Genomic DNA, 24,775 nt, shown 5'->3' with positions numbered 1-24,775 from the left:
CAAAGTGCACTTCCTTTTGTGACCGCAACCGCGCAGGTTTGTGCGCCGACACGCCGAACCGGTGCCCAAAAGACGCGCAACGATGCGCGGCTGCGGCCAGAAAGTGATCGCTGATCAGCGCTTGCTGTACTGAGGTGCCTTACGGGCCTTCTTGAGGCCGTACTTCTTGCGCTCGGTGGCGCGCGGGTCACGGGTGAGGAAGCCGGCCTTCTTCAGCGGGGGCCGGTCCTCGGGCTGGGCCAGGATCAGCGCCCTGGCGATGCCTAGACGCAGCGCACCGGCCTGACCCGACGGGCCGCCGCCGTGCAGCAGCGCGTAGACGTCGAAGGTCTCCAGCCGGTCGACGGTGACCAGCGGGGCCTTGATCAGCTGCTGGTGCACCTTGTTCGGGAAGTAGGCCTCCAGGGTCCGCCCGTTCAGGTCGAACCTGCCGGTGCCGGGCACCAAGCGCACCCGCACCACGGCCTCCTTGCGACGGCCGACGGTCTGGATGGGCCGCTCGAGCACGATCGGCTCGCTGGGCTTGGCCGCGGGGGCCTCGGCGGTGTCGGCCGGGGCCTCCTCCGTGGTCACCTCGACAACCACCTCGGTGGTCTCCTCAGGCGCTGCCTCGTTGGTCTCGGTCACTGGGCCACCTGCTTGATCTCGAACGGAACCGGCTGCTGCGCCGCGTGCGGGTGCTGCGGGCCGGCGTAGACGTGGAGTTTGCGCTGGATCTGCTTGCTGAGCTTGTTGTGCGGAAGCATGCCGACGATCGCGTTCTCGACGACGCGGGTGGGGTGCTTCTCCAGCAGCTCACCGATCGTGCGCTTGCGCAGACCGCCGGGATACCCCGAGTGGCTATAGGCCAGCTTGCTCTGCAGTTTGTCGCCGCTGATGGCGACCTTGTCGGCGTTGATGACGATGACATAGTCGCCGCCATCGACATTGGGAGCGAACGTCGGCTTGTGCTTACCGCGCAACAGGGTGGCTGCCGCGACGGCAAGGCGACCAAGCACTACGTCCGTGGCGTCGATGACGTACCACGACCGCGTGGTGTCACCCGCCTTTGGCGCGTAGGTGGGCACAGCGCTTACCTTCTCTTCTCTCGGGTGGATCCCGGTTCAAGCCGGGTGCCGGTCAGGCGTGCACGGTTGGGGTTTGGTCTCGGCGACCGACGTTGACCCGAGTCCCCGGCGTACCGTACGCCAACGGAGCAGCTTACCGACCCACATCCCCGCAGGTCAAAATGACTATCAGCCGCCGGCCGCCAAGCGGCTGATGTGTGCCAACTCGTCGCCCTTTTCGATGCGTACTACGTCGGCGTCGTAACGTGCCTGCAGGTTGATCCAGAACATGTCGCTGAGCCCGAGCGCCCGCGAGAGGCGCAGCCCGGTGTCGGCGCTGATCCGGCGCTTGCCAGCGAGGATCTCCCCCACGCGCGTCTGCGATACCCCGATTTCCTTGGCGAGGCGATAGGGAGTGATCCCCATGGGCGCGAGGAACTCGCCGGCGAGGATTTCGCCGGGATGGGTGGGCGCAAAATCGACCATCGACTCCCTCCTCTCAGTGACAGTCGACTAGTTCGACATCGTCCGCGCCGCCGTTGCTCCAGTGGAAGCACCCCGCCGCACGAGTGGATCACGGTGTGATACTAACGAACCACGATACTAACGCCAATCGATTGCAATGACTGTGCGGTCCCGACGGCTCTCCTTCCGCCGGGACCGCACAGTGGCTCATGGGTGCGCTACCTTGCCCAGACGCCGGCCGCCCGGCGGTCGGCGTCGGCAACCTCGTCGGCGCCGTCGCGCACCGCGTTTCCAAGGTCGACCAAGATCTCGTTCAACGCGGTGGCCGCCTGGTGCCATTTGAGCTGCTCAGCCTGGTAGGCGGCGGCCGCTTCGCGGGTCCAGAGCTGTTGCAGCGGGGCGATTTGCGAGCGCAATTCGTCAAGCGCCGCGTTGAGACGAGCCGAGGTGGTGTGGATCTCCTGGCGCACCGAGTGTTCGATCTCGCCGAAGTTATAGGACAGCACTGGGTCCACCGGAATGTCCTTTCACAGATCGCCGCCGGCAACGCCGATGTGGTGGGCATGGTTCAGGCCGGCATCTCGCAGCGTGGCCTCGTTGTACCGAATGGTCTCCGCGATCGCGTGCAGCACGTGATACAGCCGCAACGACTCGGCATTCCAGCGATCCACCACGTCCTTGAACCGGGCGGCCGCGAACCCACCCCAGACCGATGGCGGCACGCTGCTCATCCGGCCGATGAATGCCTGCAGCATCGCCCGGATCTCATCGTTGCGGCTGTCCGTCGTGCCGGCGACCGAGCGCATCAGATCAAAATCGGTGCTCAGCGTGTTCGCACCTGGCGGTGTAGTCACCCTTCTCCTTCCTCTCCGATACCAAGTACGACCACCCACGCCGCGGTTTGGTTCCCTGCAATTTCCCCGCCCCGTCGCGACGGCTCATGCGATCGCGTGGGCTGACCGCACCGCCTCCTCACACACGTCGCGAACGGCGTCCTCACCACCGGGCCGGCTCTGGCATCCGATGCTGATCCGAACCGGGCCATCGACTAACACCGTCCATCGCACGTGATGACTGGCGCGGACTTCGCGATACGTCACCGCGGGGCGTCCCGCGGTAAACCCGGACGGATTGAAATCGACAAACACCCCCGCGGGCTCGCCGTCGATCGCAAGCTTCAACCGGTCGGCTGTGGTGCTGAGCGTCTCGTCCGGAATCAATGACTGGGTGATGTGCAACGCCACCTCACGATCCGACTGCGACGTGACCTGCAGTCGTGCCGAACCCGGCCCCGCGATCACCCGTTGCGTCGTCCAGTTCGCCGGCACCGTCAGTGCAACCCGGCCTTCCACGAGAATTGTCGTCGGCGCCGCAGCCACCGGGTCCACGCCGCGATGACCGCCCACCGCGATCGCCGGCACCGTCGCGGCCAGCACGACTGTGGCAGCCGCCAGGCCCGCGAACATCCGGATGCGGGACTGGACCCTACCGGGATCGACGCCCGAAGGCGGCGCCTGATCGACGTCGGAAGTCGCCGACAACGCCAACCGAGATAGCCGGGCGTCGTCCACCCGCACTGTTCTCTGTCCGCGTCTGCGCAAGCCGCCGGCGAGCAACGTTGCAAGCTCTCGGGCGCCGGTGACGCTATCAGGCAGATCGATCAGCACGGTTGCTGTTGTCCCGCAGGTCATTTCGTCGACGAGACCAACCACCTCTTCAACCACGCTCTGCGGATCCGCCCGGCGTGCAACGGCCACGACATCGTCACCCACGATCGCTATCAGCCGTTCGGCGATCTCCACCACCGGCACTTCCGGCTCCACCTTCGACACCCGGCGAATCAACCACGACCGCGGGCGCACCTCCAGGTCATCGGACACGGCCGCGGCCGCGGCGGCAACCACATCGACCCGCGACGACGACCACCAGGACGGATGCACTATCCGGATCGCTTTCCGCGCCTGCGGATTCCCACAGTCCAATGACCGCAGCCCACGGCGCCACAGCCGATCGACGGCCACCGGCAATCCGTCGACCAACGCCACCTGATCGTCAATCGCGTTCAAAGCCGCGTGGAGTATCTCCGATGTCCCGTCGGCGACTGTGCTTGTGGCACAACACAGACGGTGAACCATCCCCGGGCCCGCCGCGATAGTCGCGTGATGCCCGTTCATGGTGGCGGACTCCAGCCCACCTGGATGACCTGTTCGTCGCCGGCGTCGTTGACCAGAACGCCACGCCCCGGCGGCAACCGCGCCGGACGCCCCGCACCCAACAGCGAGCCGTCATCCGGTCGCGCGCTCATCATCAGTCCCATACAGCCGATCTCCCGCAGCCCCGCCAGCAGAGGCTCGAACAATCCGCGCGACGCACCCCCGCTGCGCCGGGCAGCGATGAGGTGCAATCCCAGATCCTTTGCATGCGGCAGGTATTCGAGAATGTCCAGCAGCGGATTTCCGGCCGGAGCGGCGACCAGGTCGTAGTCGTCGACGATGACATAAATGTCTGGACCGGACCACCATGACCTGGCTCGCAGCTGCGCCTGCGTCACGTCCGGCGCAGGCATCCGCCGCTGCAGCAGGTCGAGCATGTCCGGGATCAGTGTCCTGAGCGCGGTTGGCGACATGGCATAGCCGCCGAGATGTTGTGACTCGACGACGCCGAGCAGGGTGCGCCGGAAGTCGACGATCATTAGTCGTGCCTGTGCGGCCGTCTTCGTCCGAACAATCTCGCGGCACAGAGTCCGCAGCGCGGTGGTCTTTCCGCATTTGTTCTCCCCGAGGATCAGCAGATGCGAATTCCGGTCGAAATCAACGGCTACGGGCCGTAATCGACGCTCCTCAAGCCCAAGGAGGATCTGCGTGTCGCCCTCGCCGGCCGCCGACTCGACGACGGCACAGTGGTCGACGTGCGTGGGCAGCAGCGGTATGGCAGGGGCGGCCAGTTCGCCGTGGCGGCATCGCAATTCGTCGGCGTCAATCGGGCGGCACAGGACCATGTGCAGACCGTCGTGGGACAGACCGCGACCCGGGCGGTCGCGGGGCACTTCGTGCGCTCGTTTGCGGTCAAGCTCCGAATCGGCCGGATCGCCCAGCCGCAGTTCGATGCGGGTGCCGATCTGATCCCTCAACGAGGGTCTGATCTCGGCCCAGCGCGAGGCCGATACCACGACGTGCACCCCAAACGACAACCCCTGGGCCGCAACAGCAGTGACCGATTCCTCCAGAGTCCGGAACTCATCACGCAAACCCGCCCAGCCGTCGACGACGAGAAACACGTCAGCACGCTGCACGCACGACTCGGCCTCCCGAGCGCGAATGATCGATTCGATCTCGGCGATCATGCGCGCGACGAGCCGGGGTTCGGCTCTGCTCGCGATCGTGCCGATATGCGGCAGCGTGCGCAGCGACGCGAGCGCTCCACCGCCAAAGTCCAGACAGTAGAACTGCACCCGCCCCGGATCGTGCGCGGCCGCCAGCGCGGTGATCAGCGTTCGCAGGGCTGTCGACTTGCCCGTTTGGGGAGCGCCCACGATCGCGACATTGCCTGCCGCTCCGGATAAGTCGACCATCAGCGGTGTCCGGCACTGTTCAAACGGACGATCGACGATGCCGATGGGCACACTCAGGCTTCCCGTTCCCGCATCGCGCAGCAGGCGGTCCAGTGGCGGCGCCAAACCCAACGGGGGCAGCCACACTCGGTGCGCAACCGGCCCGTGCCCGGACAGCCGGTTCAGCACAGTCCGCAAGATGGTGGGTGCGGGCGACGCGCCTGCCTCGGGGACGCGGGTGATCGGTCCGACGGCGTGTGCGGTGAACGCCCGCACCGCTGCCGGCAGCTGCGGGAGCGCGGGGGCGACGCCACGCGCCGAGCTGTCTGGACCTGACACAAATGCGGTTTGGAAGCGGATCAGCTCGCCGCTGCCGCAGCGCAGCAAGCCTGCTCCGGGAGTGTTCGGCAGCTCGTATGCGTCGGGTGTTCCCAAGACGATTCGTGATTCGCTGGCGGACAATGTCTTCAAACACACGCGGTAGGACAGGTGGGCTTCCAGCCCACGCAGCCGACCCTCGTCGAGGCGCTGGCTCGCAAGCAATAGGTGCATGCCCAGTGACCGGCCGAGCCGACCGATTGCGACGAACATATCGGCGAAATCGGGATGCCGGCTGAGTAGCTCGGAGAACTCGTCGACAACGATGAACAGCACCGGCAGGGCAGTGATCGTCGCACCGGCCCGACGGGCCTGCTCGTACACCGCAACGCTGGAGCACTTCGCCGTCCGCAGCAACTCCTGGCGACGATTCATCTCACCGGCCAATGCGTCTCGCATCCGCGCGACCAGCGGTGCTTCCTCCGAGAGGTTGGTGATGACCGCGGCGACGTGCGGGGCCTGAGCCAAGTCGAGAAACGTTGCCCCACCCTTGAAGTCGATGAGGAGCAGGTTCAGCACTTCCGGAGAGTTTCGTACCATCATGCCCAGTGCGACGGTGCGCAGCAGCTCCGACTTGCCCGACCCGGTCGCCCCCACACAGAGCCCGTGCGGCCCCATGCCGTCTTCGGCGGCCTCTTTGATATCGAGTTCGAGAGCAACTCCGTCCGGCGCTCTTCCGATCGGAGCGCGAAGCCGAGCGCGGTGATCGCGGCTGCGCCACACCATGACCGGGTTGTAGCGGGCGACATCGTCAAGACCGACCAGTCCTGGCCAGCCTGAATCGCCACCGGGGTGAGACGCGGTGCCTGCCCGGTAGGCGGCAAGACGGCGCGCACACATCTCCGCATCGAGCGGATTCATCCGGTCGGGGTACGTCAAGGCGTGCACCGCGCCGGAGATCCGAATGGTCAACGGCGAGCCGCTGAGGCCGGGGCCCGTCTCGATGATGGTCGCACCCGGGATAGCGCTAGCGCTGTCTGCGTCGCCGAGCCCCTGCTGGTCGACGACGACCACCGCGCGTGCCGGCAGTTCGGTGCCGGCCAGTGCGCGCCGCAACTCCGCAGGGCTTTCAAACAGCATTCGCGCGCTGCCTATCGAATCCTTCGCGGTCGGGTGTTGGCTGTGCGGCAACCATTTCAACCAATCCCATTGGGCCCGTGTACAATCCGCAATCACAGCGGCAATCAGCAACCCATCCGGAGGGTGCAGCACGGCGAGCTGACAAATCATCGCACGCAGCAGTCCGTGCACCTCGGCCACATCACCATCGACAATGACCGACGCTGTTGGGTTCAGGGGAACGACGATGGGGACGTCCGCGATCGTTTCGTGTGTCCGGACGAAGCGCTGTGCGGCCGCGATGGTGACCGGATCCGGCCGCTGCCCGGCGGGTATTTCAGGGGCTACCAGCTTGGCCGAAAGTGGCTGAGTACCGATGCCGACGCGCACCGAACAGAAGTCGGGGTCGGTCACTCGTCGCTCCCACATCCGCGGGCCACCGATCAATGTCCATAACGCGGTGGGGTCGGGGTGACTCCAATTAAGTGAAAAGCGCTGTGCTGCAGTGATTTCAGTTACCGATCGACGCAGGCGTGTCAGATATCCCAGGTAGTCGGCACGGTTCGCGCCGATCTCGTTACCCTGCCGACGGCCGCGTTGCGCGACCGATGTCAGCACCATCGACACCAGCATCATCACCGGGAAGGCCAGGAATCCGGGGTTGCGGGTAACGGTCGGACCGGAGAAGGCCAGTGCCATGACCGCGACGGTTACGACGGACATGACAACCGGCAGCAGGCGCATCGGCAGACTTGGTGTCGTCGCCTGCGGCAGCTCCGGCGGCGCGGCGACGACGATGTCCGCGGTCGCGGCTTGCGCCGGTAGCCGGCGCTGCACCGGCACGAACAACTCAGTCATCCCGCCCCTTCCGCGTGCGACGACGGTAAGCAGAGCCGGGATTGGCCGCAATTCACTTGTGGATGGCCGAATACCGAGGACTCGAAACTGCTTTAACGTCCGGACCATCCGAATCTGAAGAGGTTGCGTTGTCTGTATCCGATCCGGCGCTTCGCCGCGTGTCCGTGCATGCGGGCACCGCCATTGTCGACCTGGCCCTGCCATCCGAGATACCGGTTGCCACTCTGCTGCCGCCTATCGTCGATACCCTTGAAGCCCACGGCGTCAGCGCTCCCATCGCTACCCGGTACCAGCTGTCGATCCTGGGTTCGGCGACCTTGGATTCGTCCACGACGCTGGCGAGCGGCGGTATCCGCGACGGCGATGTGCTGGTCCTGAGCCGGTCTGAACCACCGCCACCCACAGTGCGATACGACGACGTAGCAGCGGCTGTGTCGGACACGCTGGACGGCGGGAGGTGGAGTTCGTCTCGAAACGAGCTGGCAACGCGTCTTACCGCCGCCGTGGGGGCCGGCTGTCTCAGCGGCATCGGATGCCTGGCACTCATTCGAAACACCCTCGCCGCCAACGCTGTCCGTGATCACAGCCACACCGCGGGAAGCGCTGCGCTCATCGCGTTCGCGGCCGTGATACTGGCGGCGCGCGCGAATCGCACGTACCGGGACGCGATGGCCGCCCTCACGCTGAGCCTGGTCGCTACGGCATTCTCCGCAGTCGCGGGCTTTCTCGCGGTATCCGGCCCCCCGGGCCTGCCCCACGTGCTTCTGGCGGCTGCGGCCGCCGCGGTCACCGCGGTGCTGGCGATGCGCGTGTCCGATTGCGGAAAAACAACATTGACCGCGGTGTCGTGTTTCGCGGTGATCGTTGCCGTCGCAGCGTTCGGAGGTCTGATCACCGACGTCCCGTCGCAGGTGGTCGGTGCGGTGTTGGCGCTGGTATCGCTTGGCTTACTCGCGGTTGCGGCACGCGTGGCGCTCGTCCTGGCTGGGTTGTCGCCAAAGCCAGCCGACCCCCAACCAGTTCCAGACGATGTGGCCGCCAACGCTGTTCGTGCCGATGCCTGGTTGGCCAGCCTGCAAGCCGTGTTCTCGTTCTCGGCGGCCACCGGCGCCATCGTCACCGCAGCGACGGGCACACCGCGGCTGGGGTGCGCCGCGCTGGCGGTAGCCACCGGTGCACTACTGCTGCTGCGCGCCACGTCGGTCGACAAAAAGAGGACGTTGGTAAGCGCCATCGCCGGCATGGCCACGATCGGAACAACATTCGGCATTGCCGCGCTCAGGGCCCCGGAGCGCGGGACGTGGATCGCCGCGGCGACGGCATTGTCGGTCGCCGGCGCGATATACCTCGGGTTCGTAGCACCGCGGGTAGCGCCGTCAGCCGTCGCGCGACAATGCGTCGAGGTGCTGGAGTGCGTGGTGCTGATCGCGACTGTGCCACTGGCCTGTTGGATATGCGGCCTTTACGACGCCGCCCGCGGCCTGCATCCGACATGGAGTTGAGGACGTCGCGTCTCGTCCGACTGGTGGCGATATCGGTGTTGACGGCATTATCGAGCTGGGGAATGCCGTCGGCACAAGCGGTTTCACCGCCAGAGGTTGACGACCGGTTGTTGCCGAAGCCGGCGTTGCCGGCACCCACGAGGCCGACGCTGCAACGCGAGGTCTGCACGATGGTGACCGGGGACCCGGGTCCGGGGCGAAACCAGCTCTCAGATCTGGATTTACCGCACGTCTGGCAACTGACCCGCGGCGCGGGCCAACGCGTCGCGGTCATCGACACCGGGGTTTCGCGTCATCGCCGGTTGCCCGAAGTGGTGCCGGGCGGCGACTACGTATTCACCGGCGACGGCACTCAGGACTGCGACGCCCACGGCACGTTGGTCGCCGGAATCATCGCCGCCACAGCCGATTCGACAGCCGATAGTTTCAGCGGCGTCGCGCCCGACGTCACCTTGATCAGCATCCGGCAGTCCAGTTCGAAGTTCGCACCGGCCAGCGACCCGTCGAACTCGGGCATCGGCGACGTAGACACCATGGCGAAAGCGGTCCGGACTGCCGCCGACCTGGGCGCGTCGGTGATCAACATTTCGTCGGTGGCGTGCGTTCCGGTCACGTCGGCGCTCGACGACCGGGCACTGGGGGCCGCGCTGGCTTATGCCGTCGACGTCAAGAACGCCGTCGTGGTCGCCGCAGCCGGGAACGCCGGCGGCGGTGGACAGTGCCCGGCCCAGCGCCCGGATGCGACGTGGCAGACCATCTCGGTCGCGGTCAGTCCGGCCTGGTACGACGACTACGTGCTGACCGTCGGTTCGGTGAACGCCGACGGAACGCCCTCGGCCTTCACTCTTGCCGGTCCGTGGGTCGACGTCGCCGCTATCGGGCAGGGGGTGACGTCGCTGAGCTCCACGCCCTTGTCCGGGACCAGTTACGCCGCACCGGTTGTCAGCGGACTGGCCGCGTTGATCCGGGCCCGGTTTCCCGCGCTGACGGCGCGGCAGGTGACGCAGCGCATCGAGTCGACCGCACATCATCCGTCCGGGGGATGGAATCCGCTCGTCGGCAGCGGCACCATCGACGTACTTGCCGCGGTGAGCACCGACTCCGCCGCGACCGCCAATGTCGTCAAACCCCTGCCGGCGCCCGTTGCGATCGCCACGCCGGCACCGAAGCCGGCGAATTCTGTTGCGCGGGATACCGCATTGCGCGGTGCGGCCATCTGCCTGGTCGCTCTGATGTGCGCGCTGATCGTCGGTGCGGCCAAGCGACGGCTACCAGGATCCCGCGATGGTGTCGCGGGCGACTGACGCGCCCGCCCTGCTCAGCTCCGGCCCGGACGGAAGTACCGCGATCATCGGCCAGGGCGCCGGAACAGGGCCCGTCTGCAGACCAAGGTCACGGGCGGCGTCGTCGTCGTGAATCGCGAACCGCACACCGGTGTCGATGACGAGATAGCGTGTGCCCGCCCCGCCGTTGGCCCGCACGTAGCCGCTCCGGCCGGGTGGCAAGTAGACAGCATCGAGTGCGGGGCCGCGGCCGTCTGCTTGTGACAATGACACGGGGACCTGGCCGGGCGGAAGCGGCAAGCCACTCGCGGTCAGGATCGCCGCACCCGACGCGGTGGCTCCCGAACTCACACACACGGTGGTGGCACCGATCAGGCCGTCGGCCCCGGGCGCGCGTTCCGGGAACGTCCCCAACGGCAGCGTGTCGACGATCGGGGCGCCCCGGATCACGTCCGGTGCCACGGCGATGATGTTGGCAGCGCCGCGCGAGTCGCCGAACCGCATCAGATCCGCGGCTACCTGGCCGATGCGCTGGACTCCGGTGCCCAGTACTGCGTAGTACTCGTCGCCGTCGCCGCGTGTGATACGCAGCACACTGCCGACGGGAAAGTCGGGCAGTCCGGCCGCCCTGCCTCCGGCGCCCCGGATTCGCGGAGCCGTGATCGGCGGCGCCTCCGGAATCGAGTTCAGCAGGGACTGCGAGACGACGTTTGGCGGGTGGCCCTCCAGCCGTAACGCGCGCACCACCGCGGTGTCGGTGAGATCCACGACGGCCCGCTCACCGTGGTAGAGCAGGTACACCGGCGAACCCGTACCCGGTGCGACCAGCACCGCCTGATCGCGTGCCAAGCGATGGGCCGACGCCGCGCTGGGCGGCCCGACCATCACCGTGGTGGAAGTTCCACCTTCTGAATCGCAGATAGTCCAGACCGCATCGTTGCCGGACAGCTGCGGACCGAGAAGCTGCGGTGCGCCCGGAATGCCCAGCAGCGGACCACGTTTGGTGCCGCGCAAGTCGGACTCGGGCACTGGCTGCGGATTGGCATCCGTGGCCGCGACCAGCCGCGCCGAGGCCAGGTTGAGCACCGGGTGCCAGGTATCGCCGACTCGCACATACAGCGCTCCGGTCTCCTTGCCCATCACGATCTGGGCGTGATCCAGGCGGACGTGGGGCCGCAGCAACCCGATGAATGCACAGCCCAGCGCCGCGACAGCCGCCAGCACGCAACCCACCGTCAGGGGGCCGGTGCGCGCCCGCAGCGGCTGATCGGACGCCCCGGCGGCGCCGCTCAGTAGTGCGCCTTCAACCCGACGTAGCAGCAACCGATAACCGCTGACCTGCGCCCAGGTCGTCGATCGGTGGGGCATTGGCCTCCCAAAGTCCGCGAATCCGCTGGTCACAGTAACCGCGCGGCAACGCCTCGCGCCGCCGGTCATCCACAGCCGCGTAGGTTTGGCGAGGTCACAATTTGGGTAAAATTGGCGCGTGATTTTTCACCGCATCCGTACCCGTCGGGAGGGCAGCGTGCGGTTGGCCGGCCGCGTCGCGGGCCTGGGCGCAACCGCCCTGGTCGTCGCTGCGGGCCTGCTCGCCACACCGAGCGCACCCGTCGCGCGCGCCTTCGACTGCCCCGACGTCGAGGTGATTTTCGCCCGCGGCACCAACGAGCCGGCCGGCCTGGGCCGCGTCGGTGACGCACTGGTCGACTCGCTGCGCCAGCAGACCGGTTTGAACATCCTGCCCTACGGGGTGAACTACGCCGCCAGCAAGCTGCAGCTGCACGGCGGCGACGGGGCCAACGACACTATCGACCGCGTCAAGAAGAGCGTGGAAACGTGCCCCAACACCAAGATTGTGCTGGGCGGCTACTCGCAGGGCGCGTCGGTGATGGACATCGTGGCCGGCGTCCCGATCGGCGGCATCAGCTGGGGCAACAAGCTGCCGGCGCAGTACGCGGACAACATCGCCGCCGTGGTCACCTTCGGTGACGTGGCCGACCGCGCGGGCGGCACGCTGCCCAGCCAGAGTGCACTGCTCGGCTCCAAAGCCGTCGACTACTGCAACCCCAACGACCCGATCTGCCACGCCGGTCCCGGCAACGAGTGGAGCGGGCACACCGAGGGCTATGTCCCCGTCTATACCACTCAGGCGGCGCAGTTCGTGGCGTCCAAATTGGCCGGCACCGGCCAGTCGATGCCCGGGTACGGGCCGTCGGCTCCGGGTGCTGGTCCCAACACGCCCGGCTACGGCCCGCAAATGCCGGGGCAGGCACCGGGTCCCGGCTCGCCGACGCCCGGCCCGTTGAGCCCCAGCTACGCACCACAAGCACCGGCCCCGTCGGCGCCCGGACCCACGGTTCCCCAGACCGACGTGGTTGCCGCCGTTCACTGACGCGCGATCAACAACCCGTACTATCGCGGCATGAGCCTTGCCGCGAAAAGATCACGGGCGCATAACTTTTCCCTTTTGGTGGTCGCCGCACTGGTGGTGGGCGCCGCGATGGTGTTCGGGTCTCCGCTGATCCCGCGTGCGTTTGCCGGGTGCCCGGACGTCGAGGTGGTGTTCGCCCGCGGAACCGACGAGCCCCCCGGACTCGGCAAAGTCGGCGGCGCCTTCGTCACCGCACTGCGCGCTCAGACCGACCGCAATGTGGGGTCCTACGGTGTCAACTACCCGGCTAACGACGATTTCCTGGCCGCGACCGACGGGGCGAACGACGCCAGCGGCCACATCCAGCACATGGCCGACCACTGCCCCAACACCAAGCTGGTGCTGGGCGGCTACTCGCAGGGCGCCGCCGTCATCGACATCGTCACCGCCGCACCCATAGCCGCCCTCGGCTTTCGCGATCCGCTGCCGGCCGATGCCGCCGACCACGTCGCCGCGGTGGCCCTGTTCGGGAATCCGTCGGGACGGGCCGGCAATCTGATGACGGCCCTGAGCCCCGATTTCGGCGGTAAGATCCTCAACCTGTGTAACCCCGGCGACCCGATCTGCTCCAACGGCAACTCGTGGCCGGCCCACCTCGGTTACGTGCCCGGATTGACCAATAAGGCAGCACATTTCGTCGCCGGCAAGATCTAGCGGCACAAAGATCCGGTAACACCGCGATCGCGGAGTGATCACGGCCGTTCACTAACACCCGCCGAAAATGCGTACCATCGGCTCATGGGGGTTAGACCGCTTGGCAACACACTGTTCGCGACATGCATGATCGCCGGCTCGGCTTTGACGCTGGCTCCGGTGGCCTCGGCGGGACCACCGTGCCCGGGCGCCGAGGTGGTGTTCGCCCGCGGCCGTGAGGAACCGCCGGGCGCCGGCCTGGTCGGCGATGCGTTCGCCAACTCGCTGCGCGCCAAGACTCAGCTGCCGGTCGGCGTCTACGGGGTCAACTACCCCGCCGACGTCGATCCGGCCAAGGGCGCCAGCGACATGAGCAACCACGTCCAGTACATGGCCAAGCATTGCCCGAACACCCGCGAGGTGCTCGGCGGCTACTCGCTCGGCGCGGTGTCGGCCGACCTGGTGATCGCGGTGACCCAGCCCTCATTCGGCTTCAAGAACCCGCTGCCCCCGGGCATCGACCAACACGTGGCCGCGGTCGCGTTGTTCGGCAACGGCACGCAGCGGGTGCTCGGCCCGGTCCCCGGCTTCAGCCCGGCCTTCGCCGGCAAGACGATCGAGGAGTGCGCCCCCGGCGACCCGATCTGCAACGGCAACGGCAAGGCGGTGTGGGCGTCGCATCTGCAGCCCTCCTACATCGACTCGGGATTGGTCGATCAGGCGGCGGGATTCGCCGCCGGCAAGCTTTAGTCCGTAAACCGCAGGCGCACAGGCAATTCCCAGGCGCCTCGATTGGCGTTTGACGTCGCGCAATCGGACAATGCAGACGTGACGACCACCGCTGCCACCGACCGCGACACCTCGCCGGCCGCCGCCCGGGAAACGCTCGAAGACTACACGTTGCGCTTTGCCCCGCGCAGCTACCGCAGGTGGTCTACCGCGGTGGTGGGGATCTCCGCCCTCGGCGGCATCGCCTACCTGGCCGACTTCGCGATCGGCGCCAACCTCGGCATCACCTACGGCACCGCAAACGCGTTGTGCGGTATCGGGATTTTCGCGGTGGTGATCGTGGCGACCGGATTCCCGGTGGCATACTACGCGGCGCGTTACAACATCGACCTGGATCTGATCACCCGCGGCAGTGGTTTCGGCTACTACGGCTCCGTGGTGACCAACGTCATCTTCGCGACGTTCACGTTCATCTTCTTTGCCCTCGAAGGCTCGATCATGGCGCAAGGCCTCCAACTCGGCCTGCACATTCCGCTGTGGATCGGCTATGCCGTCTCCACACTGATCGTCTTCCCACTGGTGATCTACGGCATGAAAGTCCTCTCCCAGCTTCAACTTTGGACGACCCCGCTGTGGCTGGTGCTGATGGTCGCCCCATTCGTCTACCTGGTGATCAGCCATCCCGAGGCGGTCGGCGAGTTCTTCTCCTACACGGGTAAGCAAGGCCACAGCGGCGTCGACGCCGGCTCGGCGCTGCTGGCCGCGGGCGTTTGCCTTGCGCTGATCGCTCAGATCGCCGAACAGATCGACTACCTACGGTTCATGCCGCCGCGCACGCCGCAGAACGCCCGCAGCTGGTGGACCTGGGTGTTGCTGGCCGGTCCCGGGTGGGTGCTGTTCGGCGCGATCAAGCAGATCGTCGGGCTTTTCCTGGCCGTCTATCTCGTGTTCCACTTGGCGGGTTCGCTGTCGATCGCGAATCAGCCGGTACACCAATTCGACGAGATCTACCGCAACTTCATGCCGGACTGGCTCGCGCTGACGCTGGCCGTGATCTTGGTGGTGCTCAGCCAGATCAAAATCAACGTGACGAACGCCTATTCGGGTTCGCTGGCGTGGACCAACTCGTTCACGCGGGTCACCAAGCACTACCCCGGCCGTGTCGTCTTCCTCGCCGTGAATCTGACGATTGCGCTGATCCTGATGGAAGCCAACATGTTCGACTTCCTCAACACGATCCTGGGTTTCTACGCCAACTGCGGGATGGCGTGGGTGGTGGCGGTAGCGTCCGACATCGTCTTCAACAAGTACGTGCTGGGCCTGTCGCCGAAGGCACCCGAATTCCGCCGCGGCATGTTGTACCCCGTCAATCCGGTCGGCTTCGGCTCCATGCTGCTGGCCGCCGGGCTCTCGATCGTCGCGTTCTTCGGCGGGCTCGGCCCCGAGCTGCGGCCCTATTCGCCTTTGGTGGCCATCATGGTCGCGCTGGGGATGCCGCCGGTCCTGGCGATCGCGACGCGGGGCAAGTACTATCTGCGCCGCATGGACGACGGCATCGACGTGCCGATGTACGACGAGCACGGCAACCCTGCCGCAGACGAATTGACCTGCCACGTCTGCAATCACGGCTTCGAACGTCCCGACATGCTGGCCTGCCAGGCCCACGACGCGCACATCTGCTCGCTGTGCCTGGCCACCGACAAGCAGGCCAAGCACCTGCTCGAGGCCCAACGGGCCGGCGGAGCCCAGACGTCGAGCCGGTAATTTTGCAGACGTCTCGCGGCGTGTCGTCTGCAAAATTACAGTGTCGCGCCGACTGAGGGGCGCTTAGGCCCACTGCTAGCGGGTGCGCAGATCCCGGGTGATCAGGATGCGCGACGCGAGCTCGTCGTCGGGCGGATAGTCCACCCCGACCAGCGTCAGGCCCTGCGCCGGAGCGGCCGCGAAGTCGCTGGATCGTGTTGTTGCGCTTAGCAATTCACGACACCACTCTCGAGAGCGCCGGTGTTCGCCGACGGCCAGCAGCGCGCCGACCAGTGAGCGCACCATCTGCCAGCAGAACGCATCGGCGGCGACGTGCGCGGTGATCAGATCGCCGTCACGCGACCAGTCCAGCCGCTGCAGGTCGCGAATCGTGGTGGCACCGTCGCGGTAACGGCAGAAGGCCGCAAAGTCGTTCAGCCCCAGCAGGTCTTGCGACGCTTCGCTCATCGCGTCCATGTCCAGCTCCCGCGGCCACGCGGTGATGTAGCGCGCCTGCTGCGGCTGCACGCCGTAGGCGGCCGTCGACAACCGGTATTCATAATGACGCCGCAGCGCCGAGAAGCGTGCGTCGAAACCAGCTGGGGCGCGGGCAATTCCGAGCACACGGACGTCGGCGGGTAAAAAGCGGCCCAGCCGGCGCAGCAGCGGCAGGAATTCCGGATCGCCGACGCGCGGCGAACGCGGGTAGGCGTTAGGCAGGGCGCCGGCGGGCACATCGAGATGGGCCACCTGTCCGGTGGCATGCACTCCGGTGTCGGTGCGCCCGGCCGCCCATAGCTTTACCGGCGTGCGGAAAACCGTCGTCAGCGCGTCGTCGATGACACCGGCGACAGTGCGCTGCCCGGCCTGCGTTGCCCAGCCCGCGAAATCGGTTCCGTCGTAGGCGATATCGAGCCTGAGACGGACGTCTTCGCTACTTGTCGGTGGACTCGTCACCCTCGTCGGCGGCCTCGGGCTCGGTGGCAGCCTCGGCCTCGGCGGCCGGCTCGGCCGCGTCGGTCGTGGTCTCTTCGGCCTCGGGAGCCGTCGCTTCTTCGACGGTCGGGCCTTCGGCGGCCTCGGGCTCGACCGCGGCCTGCGGCGCGGCGGCCGCAGCCACCGGCGCCTCAGCCGGCGTCTCGGCCTTCTTCGAAGCCTTCACCCGACGGGCCCGGTCGGCCTCTGAGGTGACGGTCTTTTCCTGGACCAACTCGATCACGGCCATCGGGGCGTTGTCGCCCTTGCGCGCCTCGACCTTGATGATGCGGGTGTAGCCGCCCTCACGATCGGCGAAGTGGGGCCCGATCTCCGCGAAAAGGGCGTGCACCACGTCCTTGTCGCGGATCTTCTTCATCACCTCTCGGCGATTGTGCAGCGTGCCCTTTTTCGCGTGCGTGATCAGCTTCTCCGCGTACGGCCGCAGCGCACGTGCCTTCGGCTCGGTCGTCTTGATGCGACCGTGCTCGAACAGCGACGTGGCCAGGTTGGCCAGCAGAGCCTTCTGGTGCGAAGACGACCCGCCGAGGCGAGGGCCCTTGGTGGGCTTGGGCATTGCACTATCTCCTATTTAGCGGCCGACCCCCGTATCAGGTAGGGCCGGGACGGACGGTGTTGCATGTGTCCGGTTCCTCATCGGCCGCTGCACGGCCGCATCGTCACCGGACGGTCTTTAGAGCTGTTCGGTTTCGGCGTAGTCCGCGTCGTCGTACGACGCCTCGCTGGACCAGGTGCCCGTGGCGACGTCGTAACCCGCGACCTCCGACGGGTCGAAGCTCGGCGGGCTGTCCTTGAGCGACAGGCCCAGCTGGTGCAGCTTGACCTTGACCTCGTCGATGGACTTCTGGCCGAAGTTGCGGATGTCGAGCAGGTCGGACTCGGTGCGGCTGACCAGCTCGCCGACGGTGTGCACACCCTCGCGCTTGAGGCAGTTGTAGGACCGCACGGTCAGATCCAGGTCGTCGATCGGCAGCGCGAACGAGGCGATGTGGTCGGCCTCGGCCGGCGACGGCCCGATCTCGATGCCCTCGGCCTCGACGTTGAGTTCGCGTGCCAGGCCGAACAATTCGACCAGGGTCTTACCCGCCGACGCCAGGGCGTCGCGGGGGGTGATCGAACTCTTGGTCTCGACGTCCAGGATCAGCTTGTCGAAGTCGGTGCGCTGCTCGACACGGGTGGCGTCCACCTTGTAGGTGACCTTGAGCACCGGCGAGTAGATGGAATCGACTGGGATACGGCCGATTTCGGCACCGGAAGCGCGGTTCTGCACGGCCGGCACGTAACCACGACCGCGCTCGACGACGAGCTCGACCTCGAGCTTGCCCTTGTCGTTCAGCGTCGCGATGTGCATGCCGGGGTTGTGCACCGTGACGCCGGCGGGCGGGACGATGTCACCCGCGGTGACCTCACCCGGGCCCTGCTTGCGCAGGTACATGGTGACCGGCTCGTCCTCCTCGGAGGACACGACCAGACCCTTGAGGTTCAGGATGATGTCGGTGACATCTTCCTTGACGCCGGGCACGGTGGTGAACTCGTGCAGCACGCCATCGATGCGAATGCTGGTGACGGCCGCGCCGGGGATCGACGACAGCAGGGTGCGCCGCAACGAATTGCCAAGGGTGTAACCGAAACCCGGCTCCAGCGGTTCGATGACGAACTGGGACCGGCTGTCGGTGAGGATTTCCTCCGACAGTGTGGGGCGCTGTGAAATCAGCATGTGTTTCTTGTTCTCCTTCTCGGCACCCGCTATTTGATGCCGTTAGGTTCCCGGGCCGGTCGGCCCGGAAAGTCTTTACTTCGAGTAGTACTCGACGATCAGCTGCTCGGTGAGCGGCACGTCGATCTGTGCGCGCTCGGGCAATTGGTGCACGAGGATGCGCTGACGCTCCCCGACCACCTGCAGCCAGCTCGGAATCGGGCGATCGCCCGCCGTCTCCCGCGCGATTTGGAAGGGCACGGTGTTCAGCGACCCGTCCCGCACGTCGATAATGTCGTACTGCGACACCCGGTAGCTGGGGACGTTGACGTGCACGCCGTTGACGCTGAAATGCCCGTGGCTGACCAGCTGGCGGGCCATCCGGCGGGTGCGCGCCAGCCCGGCGCGGTACACGACGTTGTCCAGCCGGCTTTCCAGGATCTGCAGCAGGTTCTCACCGGTCTTGCCGGAGTGGCGCACGGCCTCTTCGTAGTAGCGACGGAACTGCTTTTCCATCACGCCGTAGGTGAAGCGGGCCTTCTGCTTCTCCTGCAGCTGCAGCAGGTATTCGCTTTCCTTGATCCGCGCGCGGCCGTGCTGGCCGGGCGGGTAGGGACGCTTCTCGAAAGCCTGGTCGCCACCGACGAGGTCGGTGCGCAGCCGGCGCGATTTGCGGGTGATGGGTCCGGTGTAACGAGCCATGTTTTTTACCTAGACCCTTCTGCGCTTGGGGGGGCGGCAGCCGTTGTGCGGCTGGGGGGTGACGTCGGAAATCGCGCCGACCTCCAGGCCCGCGGCCTGCAGCGAACGGATCGCGGTCTCCCGGCCCGAGCCCGGGCCCTTCACGAACACGTCGACCTTGCGCACCCCGTGCTCCTGGGCCTTGCGCGCGGCGTTCTCCGCGGCGAGCTGCGCGGCGAACGGCGTCGACTTACGCGAACCCTTGAAGCCGACGTGGCCCGACGACGCCCAGGCGATGACGTTGCCCTGCGGGTCGGTGATGCTCACGATCGTGTTGTTGAACGTGCTCTTGATGTGCGCGGCGCCGTGCGGGATGTTCTTCTTTTCCCGCTTGCGGGTCTTCTGCCCCTTCTTGGGGGCCGACGCTGCTGCCTTCTTGGCTGGTGGCATGGGCGGTTACCTGGCCTTCTTCTTGCCGGCGATGGTGCGCTTGGGGCCCTTGCGGGTACGCGCGTTGGTCTTGGTGCGCTGGCCACGCACCGGCAGGCCGCGGCGGTGCCGCAGGCCCTGGTAGCAGCCGATCTCGATCTTGCGGCGGATGTCTGCCTGAACCTCGCGGCGCAGGTCACCCTCCACCTTGAGGTTGGCCTCGATGTAGTCACGCAGGTGGGTCAGCTGGTCGTCGGTGAGGTCCCGGGTGCGCAGATTCCGGTCGATGCCGGTCGCTTCCAGGATCTCGTTGGAACGGGTACGGCCAATGCCGAAGATGTAAGTCAGCGCGATCTCCATCCGCTTGTCACGCGGCAGATCGACGCCTACTAGTCGAGCCATAGGTGGCGTTTCCTCTTTTTACTAAGCGGAGGTCTTTTCCCAGCCCGTTCCCGAATGTTCGGGGCCCGGCCTCCGACCGGGCGTAGGTGAGCGGCGTATCCGCTCAGTGGTGCTGGGAGGTCTGCATTCAGTTGTGGGTGCAACTCGGCCCGGCAGTTAGCCCTGGCGCTGCTTGTGGCGTGGATCGGAGCAGATCACCATGACCCGCCCATGCCGACGGATCACCCTGCACTTGTCGCAAATCGGCTTCACGCTGGGGTTGACCTTCACGGCTGTTCGATCCTGTTCTCGTCTGTTGTTTGGTTACTTGTACCGGTACACGATGCGGCCCCGGGACAGGTCGTAGGGAGACAGCTCCACTACCACCCGGTCCTCGGGCAGGATGCGGATGTAGTGCTGCCGCATCTTGCCGCTGATGTGGGCAAGCACCTTGTGACCGTTCTCCAGCTCAATGCGAAACATCGCATTGGGCAGAGGCTCGACCACCCGGCCCTCGACCTCGATGGCGCCGTCCTTCTTGGCCATAACTACTCGTCAAATCCTCGTCGTTTAGTTTCGTTGTCGTCTGCGCCAACAACGGCACAGCATTCACACCGACTTTGGAACGTGAGCCGGTGACAGGAAATTCCTAGGGAACGGACACACAAAAAAGCCGGCGCGAAATGTCGCACCGTCGTTCCATGGTACCCGCTCGTGCGGCGTGGCCAAAATCCGCGATCCGGGCGCTCGCGGGTGCCACCTCGACCCACCACACCTAGCCTGACAAGCGCATACTTGACCACGATGACACGTCCCCTTGATGGCACCGCGCAGGCACGCAAACCGGTGATCCTGACCGTCGACGACGATCCCGCGGTTTCCCGCGCTGTGGCCCGGGACCTGCGGCGCAAATACGGCGAAGACCACCGCATTGTGCGCGCCGAGGCCGGTCCCGAGGCGCTGGAAACCCTCAAACAGCTCAAGCTGCGCGGCGAAACGGTCGCCGCGCTGATCGCCGACTACCGGATGCCGCAGATGAGCGGCATCGAGTTTCTCGAACAGGCGATGGATTTGTACCCGGTGGCGCGCCGTGTGCTGCTGACCGCCTACGCCGACACCCACGCCGCGATCGACGCGATCAACGTCGTGGACCTGGACCACTACCTGCTCAAGCCGTGGGATCCGCCGGAGGAGAAGTTCTATCCCGTGATCGACGGCCTGCTCGAGGCCTGGCGGGCGGCCCCGGAACACCCCATCCCGCACACCAAGGTGATCGGGCATCGCTGGTCGGCGCGGTCCTGGGAGGTGCGCGACTTCCTGGCCCGCAACGGCCTCTACTACACCTGGTTCATGGCCGACGAGCCCGACGGCGAGCGACTCCTGCAGGCGGCCGGCGAAGACGGCAAGCGGCTGCCCGTCGTCGTCACCGAGCACGGCGACCCGCTGGTGGAACCGTCCGACGCCGAGCTGGCCGACAAACTGGGCCTGTCCTCCACCCCGTCGCAGGAGTTCTACGACCTGATCGTGATCGGCGGAGGGCCCGCGGGCCTGGCCGCCGCCGTGTACGGCGCATCCGAGGGACTGCGCACGGTGCTGATCGAGCACACCGCGACCGGCGGGCAGGCGGGGCAGAGCTCGCGCATCGAGAACTACCTGGGCTTCCCGGACGGAGTATCGGGCGGCCAGCTGGCCGAGCGGGCTCGCCGGCAGGCCGAGAAGTTCGGCGCCGAGATCATCACCGCCCGCAGGGCGACCGGCCTCGAGGTGAACGGATCCAAGCGCACCGTGCGCTTCGCCGATGGCGGGTCGATCGACGCGCACGCCGTCATCCTGGCCACCGGTGTCTCTTACCGTCAGCTGACCGCCGAGGGACTCACGGAGCTGACCGGCTGCGGCGTCTACTACGGCGCCGCGGTGTCGATCGCCTCGGATTGCGAAGACGAAGAGGTCTATGTGATCGGCGGCGCCAACTCCGCCGGCCAGGCCGCGATGTATCTGTCGCGCACGGCCAAATCGGTCAACATCGTGGTGCGCGCTCCGTCGCTGGAAGCGTCGATGTCCTACTACCTGATTCAGCAGATCGAGGCGAACCCCAAGATCAACGTCCTAACCTGCACCGAGGTGCGGCGCGCGACCGGCGACGGCCATCTGGAGAAGCTGACCCTGGTCAACAACCGGACCGAGCAAGTCGAGGACGTCGCCTGCGGACGGATGTTCATCTTCATCGGCGCCGCCCCGCGCACCGAGTGGCTGGACGGGGTGCTGGCCCGCGACAACCACGGCTTCATCCTGACCGGCCCGGACCTGCGCAACGTGTGCGGCTGGACGCTGGACCGGCCACCGCATCACCTGGAAACCAGCGTGCCGGGCGTCTTCGCCACCGGGGACGTCCGCTCCACGTCCGCCAAACGGGTCGCGGCCGCCGTCGGTGAAGGGTCGATGGCCGTGATGCTGGTCCACCGCTACCTGGCCGAGTCCTAGAAGGGTCGCGCGTCATGACCGCCAATACGCCGTGTCAGCCCGACGAGCTGCGCTCCCTGTTCCTGTTCGAGGCGCTGACCGACGAACAGCTCGCGGTGCTGTGCAGCAACGGGTGCATCGAGGAGTACCAGCCGGGGCCGATCTGTGTGGAAGGCGAACCGGCGACCTGCTTCTACGTACTGCTCGAGGGTGAACTGACGATGTCCAAGCTCTCCGGCGGCCAGGACATCGAAACCAACCGCACCTCGCAACGCGGGGTATACGCCGGGGCCTGGCGAGCGTTCACCGGCGGGAAGCAGAAGACCTACGACGCCTCGGTGCACGTGACCAAGCCGTCACGGTTTTTCGTGATGGACGCGCCCGTCTTCGCCCAGTTCATGCGCGACCAGTTCCCGATGGCGGTGCACCTGCTCGACGGCATCGCCGTCGGCACGGACCGGACTCGCCGCATCATCGACAACCGGGAGAAGCTGCTGGCGCTGGGCCGGCTGTCGGCCGGGCTGACGCATCAGCTCAACAACCCGGCCGCGGCGATCGCGCGGGCCGCGGCGGATCTGCGCGAGCGCGTGGCCAACATGCGCCACAAGCTCGCGATGCTCGCCGACGGCACCATCTCACCGGAGGCGTTGAGCGCGCTGGTGCGCCTGCAGGAGCGGGTTGCCGAGCAGGTCGCCAAATCGGCGAGTCAGCACCTGAGCGCGCTGGAGAGCTCCGACCGCGAAGACGCCGTCGCAGATTGGCTGGACGAGCACGGCATCGACGGCGGCTGGGACATCGCGCCGACGTTCGTCGAGGGCGGCATCGACACCGATTGGCTGGAACGGATTTCCACGGTCAGCCAGGAACTCGCGTCGGCAACGTTGGAGCAGGCGGTCCGATGGATCAACTACACCATCGAGAGCGAACTGTTGATGAACCAGATTCTGGAAGCGAGCAAACGGATTTCGGCGCTGGTGGCCGACGCCAAGCAGTACTCGCAGATGGATCGGGCCCCGTTCCAGGTGGCCAACGTGCACGACCTGCTCTACAGCACGCTGGTGATGTTCGCCGACCGGTTGACCAAGGACGGCAGCAAGGACGAAAAATCGATCACCCTCGTCAAGGATTTCGACAAATCGTTACCCGAAATCCCCTGCTACCCAGGCGATCTCAACCAGGTATGGACCAATATCATCGACAATGCGCTGGCCGCGATGCGCGACACGGGCGGCACGCTGACCGTGCGCACCTGCCGCTACCACGACAACATGGCCCGGGTCGAAATCTGTGACACCGGGCCGGGCGTCCCCGCCGATATCCGCGAGCACATCTTCGAGCCGTTCTTCACCACCAAACCCTTCGGCGAGGGCACCGGCCTCGGGCTGGATCTGGCGTTCAACATCGTCGTCAAGAAACATCGGGGCGACCTGCGGGTGGAATCGGTGCCCGGCGACACCCGATTCATCGTCCTGCTGCCGCTGGAGATGCCCGTCGCCGACGTCGCCGCCGTGGATGACGACGAGGATCCGGACGAGGCGGAATAGCACCCACGGCGACCGGGTTGGAGACGGCATGACCGATGCAGCTGCAAGCAAGCCCGATCTTGGCCGGTTCGGATCGTTCGGACGTGGCGTAACGCCACAGCAAGCAAAGGAAATCGAGGCACTGGGCTACGGCGCCGTCTGGGTAGGCGGGTCACCGCCCGCCGAGCTGGCTTGGGTGGAGCCCATCCTGGCAGCGACGAGCACGTTGCAGGTGGCCACCGGCATCGTGAACATTTGGACCGCACCCGCCAACGAGGTCGCCGAGTCGTTCCATCGCATCGACCAGGCCTACCCAAATCGTTTTGTGCTCGGCATCGGCGTCGGCCACCGCGAGGTGATCAGCGAATATCGCAAGCCCTACGACGCGCTGGTCGACTACCTGGACGCACTCGACGAGTACGGCGTGCCCGCCCACCGCCGGGTGGTGGCCGCGCTGGGCCCACGGGTGCTGGGGCTCTCGGCGCAGCGCAGCGCCGGCGCGCACCCGTATCTGACCACGCCGGAGCACACCGCGCAGGCACGCGAGCTGATCGGGCCGTCGGCATTCTTGGCACCTGAGCACAAGGTGGTGCTGACCACCCCGGACAAGGCGGGAGCGGACGAGGCCCGCGCGGTCGGGCGCAAGGCGCTGGACATCTACTTCAACCTGGCCAACTACCGCAACAACTGGAAGCGGTCGGGCTTCGGCGACGACGAGGTCGTCCGTCCGGGCAGCGACCGCCTGGTCGACGCGGTGGTGGCCTACGGCACCCCCGAGGCGATCGCCGCGCGGCTCAACGAGCATCTCGAGGCGGGGGCCGACCACGTGCCCGTGCAGGTCCTCACCAAAGATGAAAACCTGGTCTCGGCTTTGGCTGAGCTAGCGGGGCCGCTCGGACTGAACCGCTCGTAACCGACCGCGGAGGAAACCT

General features: G+C 66.6%; 25 protein-coding genes. 9 read left to right on the top strand and 16 right to left on the bottom strand.

What is annotated here, in order from left to right:
* Nucleotides 1-114: 114 nt before the first annotated feature.
* From rpsI to eccCa, 7 genes are all read right to left on the bottom strand, one after another.
* Nucleotides 115-573 (bottom strand): 30S ribosomal protein S9, encoded by a 459-nt coding sequence (gene rpsI / locus MAAFP003_RS04920; RefSeq protein ID WP_096290885.1) that lies wholly within the window; start codon nt 571-573, stop codon nt 115-117.
* Between the two features lie 50 nt (nt 574-623).
* On the bottom strand, nt 624-1,067 hold the full coding sequence (gene rplM, locus MAAFP003_RS04915; RefSeq protein ID WP_096284910.1) for a 50S ribosomal protein L13: 444 nt from the start codon (nt 1,065-1,067) through the stop codon (nt 624-626).
* A gap of 168 nt (nt 1,068-1,235) precedes the next feature.
* A complete protein-coding gene (locus MAAFP003_RS04910; RefSeq protein WP_096284908.1) occupies nt 1,236-1,532 on the bottom strand; it encodes a HigA family addiction module antitoxin in 297 nt (98 codons plus the stop codon).
* A gap of 197 nt (nt 1,533-1,729) precedes the next feature.
* Nucleotides 1,730-2,032 carry a WXG100 family type VII secretion target gene (locus MAAFP003_RS04905; protein WP_096284906.1) on the bottom strand — a complete coding sequence of 101 codons (303 nt, stop codon included), beginning with the start codon at nt 2,030-2,032 and terminating at the stop codon, nt 1,730-1,732.
* Nucleotides 2,033-2,038: 6 nt separating this feature from the next.
* The gene (locus MAAFP003_RS04900; RefSeq protein WP_096284904.1) at nt 2,039-2,365 is read right to left on the bottom strand and encodes a WXG100 family type VII secretion target; all 327 of its coding nucleotides are present in this window, start codon (nt 2,363-2,365) and stop codon (nt 2,039-2,041) included.
* Nucleotides 2,366-2,449: 84 nt separating this feature from the next.
* Entirely contained in the window at nt 2,450-3,685 is a 1,236-nt protein-coding gene (locus MAAFP003_RS04895; RefSeq protein WP_096284902.1) for a type VII secretion-associated protein, read from the bottom strand.
* Nucleotides 3,682-7,356: a type VII secretion protein EccCa gene (gene eccCa, locus MAAFP003_RS04890; RefSeq protein ID WP_096284900.1), complete on the bottom strand. Its 3,675-nt coding sequence runs from the start codon at nt 7,354-7,356 to the stop codon at nt 3,682-3,684. Before eccCa ends, MAAFP003_RS04895 begins: the two co-directional genes overlap by 4 nt.
* 158 nt (nt 7,357-7,514) lie before the next feature.
* Between eccCa and eccD the strand changes: the two genes are divergently transcribed.
* Together eccD and mycP are read left to right on the top strand one after the other, a co-directional pair.
* On the top strand, nt 7,515-8,858 hold the full coding sequence (gene eccD, locus MAAFP003_RS04885; RefSeq protein ID WP_279304383.1) for a type VII secretion integral membrane protein EccD: 1,344 nt from the start codon (nt 7,515-7,517) through the stop codon (nt 8,856-8,858).
* Nucleotides 8,849-10,162, top strand: a complete 1,314-nt coding sequence (gene mycP / locus MAAFP003_RS04880) for a type VII secretion-associated serine protease mycosin (RefSeq protein ID WP_103175398.1) — start codon at nt 8,849-8,851, stop codon at nt 10,160-10,162. The genes eccD and mycP overlap by 10 nt, the downstream gene beginning before the upstream one ends.
* Here the strand turns inward: mycP and eccB are convergent.
* Complete coding sequence (gene eccB, locus MAAFP003_RS04875) at nt 10,127-11,509, bottom strand: type VII secretion protein EccB (protein WP_096284896.1); 1,383 nt, start codon at nt 11,507-11,509, stop codon at nt 10,127-10,129. The two genes, mycP and eccB, sit on opposite strands and share 36 nt — an antisense overlap.
* 157 nt (nt 11,510-11,666) lie before the next feature.
* Here eccB and MAAFP003_RS04870 point away from each other — a divergent pair, with 157 nt between their 5' ends.
* The 4 genes from MAAFP003_RS04870 to MAAFP003_RS04855 all read left to right on the top strand — a co-directional run bounded on the left by MAAFP003_RS04870 (nt 11,667) and on the right by MAAFP003_RS04855 (nt 15,698).
* The gene (locus tag MAAFP003_RS04870; RefSeq protein WP_207768514.1) at nt 11,667-12,533 is read left to right on the top strand and encodes a cutinase family protein; all 867 of its coding nucleotides are present in this window, start codon (nt 11,667-11,669) and stop codon (nt 12,531-12,533) included.
* Nucleotides 12,534-12,563: 30 nt separating this feature from the next.
* Nucleotides 12,564-13,226: a cutinase family protein gene (locus tag MAAFP003_RS04865; protein ID WP_096284894.1), complete on the top strand. Its 663-nt coding sequence runs from the start codon at nt 12,564-12,566 to the stop codon at nt 13,224-13,226.
* 84 nt (nt 13,227-13,310) lie between these two features.
* Nucleotides 13,311-13,955 (top strand): cutinase family protein, encoded by a 645-nt coding sequence (locus MAAFP003_RS04860; protein ID WP_096284892.1) that lies wholly within the window; start codon nt 13,311-13,313, stop codon nt 13,953-13,955.
* Nucleotides 13,956-14,033: 78 nt separating this feature from the next.
* The gene (locus tag MAAFP003_RS04855; RefSeq protein WP_207768465.1) at nt 14,034-15,698 is read left to right on the top strand and encodes a purine-cytosine permease family protein; all 1,665 of its coding nucleotides are present in this window, start codon (nt 14,034-14,036) and stop codon (nt 15,696-15,698) included.
* A gap of 75 nt (nt 15,699-15,773) precedes the next feature.
* On the opposite strand, the gene truA is transcribed toward MAAFP003_RS04855, so the two are convergent.
* The 8 genes from truA to infA all read right to left on the bottom strand — a co-directional run bounded on the left by truA (nt 15,774) and on the right by infA (nt 20,406).
* Nucleotides 15,774-16,634 carry a tRNA pseudouridine(38-40) synthase TruA gene (gene truA, locus MAAFP003_RS04850; protein WP_165796301.1) on the bottom strand — a complete coding sequence of 287 codons (861 nt, stop codon included), beginning with the start codon at nt 16,632-16,634 and terminating at the stop codon, nt 15,774-15,776.
* Entirely contained in the window at nt 16,612-17,229 is a 618-nt protein-coding gene (gene rplQ / locus MAAFP003_RS04845; protein WP_096284887.1) for a 50S ribosomal protein L17, read from the bottom strand. The genes truA and rplQ overlap by 23 nt, the downstream gene beginning before the upstream one ends.
* Before the next feature lie 117 nt (nt 17,230-17,346).
* On the bottom strand, nt 17,347-18,423 hold the full coding sequence (locus MAAFP003_RS04840) for a DNA-directed RNA polymerase subunit alpha (RefSeq protein ID WP_279304457.1): 1,077 nt from the start codon (nt 18,421-18,423) through the stop codon (nt 17,347-17,349).
* Nucleotides 18,424-18,465: 42 nt separating this feature from the next.
* Nucleotides 18,466-19,071, bottom strand: coding sequence for a 30S ribosomal protein S4 (gene rpsD, locus MAAFP003_RS04835; RefSeq protein ID WP_090600537.1), 606 nt, complete (start codon nt 19,069-19,071; stop codon nt 18,466-18,468).
* Between the two features lie 9 nt (nt 19,072-19,080).
* Nucleotides 19,081-19,500 carry a 30S ribosomal protein S11 gene (gene rpsK, locus MAAFP003_RS04830; protein ID WP_090600535.1) on the bottom strand — a complete coding sequence of 140 codons (420 nt, stop codon included), beginning with the start codon at nt 19,498-19,500 and terminating at the stop codon, nt 19,081-19,083.
* A gap of 6 nt (nt 19,501-19,506) precedes the next feature.
* Entirely contained in the window at nt 19,507-19,881 is a 375-nt protein-coding gene (gene rpsM, locus MAAFP003_RS04825) for a 30S ribosomal protein S13 (protein WP_025737540.1), read from the bottom strand.
* Between the two features lie 156 nt (nt 19,882-20,037).
* Nucleotides 20,038-20,151: a 50S ribosomal protein L36 gene (gene rpmJ / locus MAAFP003_RS04820; RefSeq protein ID WP_003879483.1), complete on the bottom strand. Its 114-nt coding sequence runs from the start codon at nt 20,149-20,151 to the stop codon at nt 20,038-20,040.
* Nucleotides 20,152-20,184: 33 nt separating this feature from the next.
* Nucleotides 20,185-20,406, bottom strand: coding sequence for a translation initiation factor IF-1 (infA, locus tag MAAFP003_RS04815; RefSeq protein ID WP_003418601.1), 222 nt, complete (start codon nt 20,404-20,406; stop codon nt 20,185-20,187).
* Nucleotides 20,407-20,664: 258 nt separating this feature from the next.
* On the opposite strand from infA, the gene MAAFP003_RS04810 reads away from it, so the two are divergent.
* From MAAFP003_RS04810 to MAAFP003_RS04800, 3 genes are read left to right on the top strand one after another with little or no spacing between them, the layout of a single operon-like run.
* Nucleotides 20,665-22,341: an NAD(P)/FAD-dependent oxidoreductase gene (locus MAAFP003_RS04810; protein ID WP_096284883.1), complete on the top strand. Its 1,677-nt coding sequence runs from the start codon at nt 20,665-20,667 to the stop codon at nt 22,339-22,341.
* A gap of 14 nt (nt 22,342-22,355) precedes the next feature.
* On the top strand, nt 22,356-23,864 hold the full coding sequence (locus tag MAAFP003_RS04805) for an ATP-binding protein (protein WP_096284881.1): 1,509 nt from the start codon (nt 22,356-22,358) through the stop codon (nt 23,862-23,864).
* Between the two features lie 28 nt (nt 23,865-23,892).
* Nucleotides 23,893-24,756 carry an LLM class F420-dependent oxidoreductase gene (locus tag MAAFP003_RS04800; protein ID WP_096284879.1) on the top strand — a complete coding sequence of 288 codons (864 nt, stop codon included), beginning with the start codon at nt 23,893-23,895 and terminating at the stop codon, nt 24,754-24,756.
* Nucleotides 24,757-24,775 lie beyond the last annotated feature (19 nt).

The organism is Mycobacterium ahvazicum (assembly GCF_900176255.2).
Classification (GTDB): Bacteria; Actinomycetota; Actinomycetes; order Mycobacteriales; family Mycobacteriaceae; genus Mycobacterium; species Mycobacterium ahvazicum.
The sequence above is the reverse complement of the archived record's forward strand: the minus strand, read 5'-3'. Positions and strand labels throughout refer to the sequence as shown.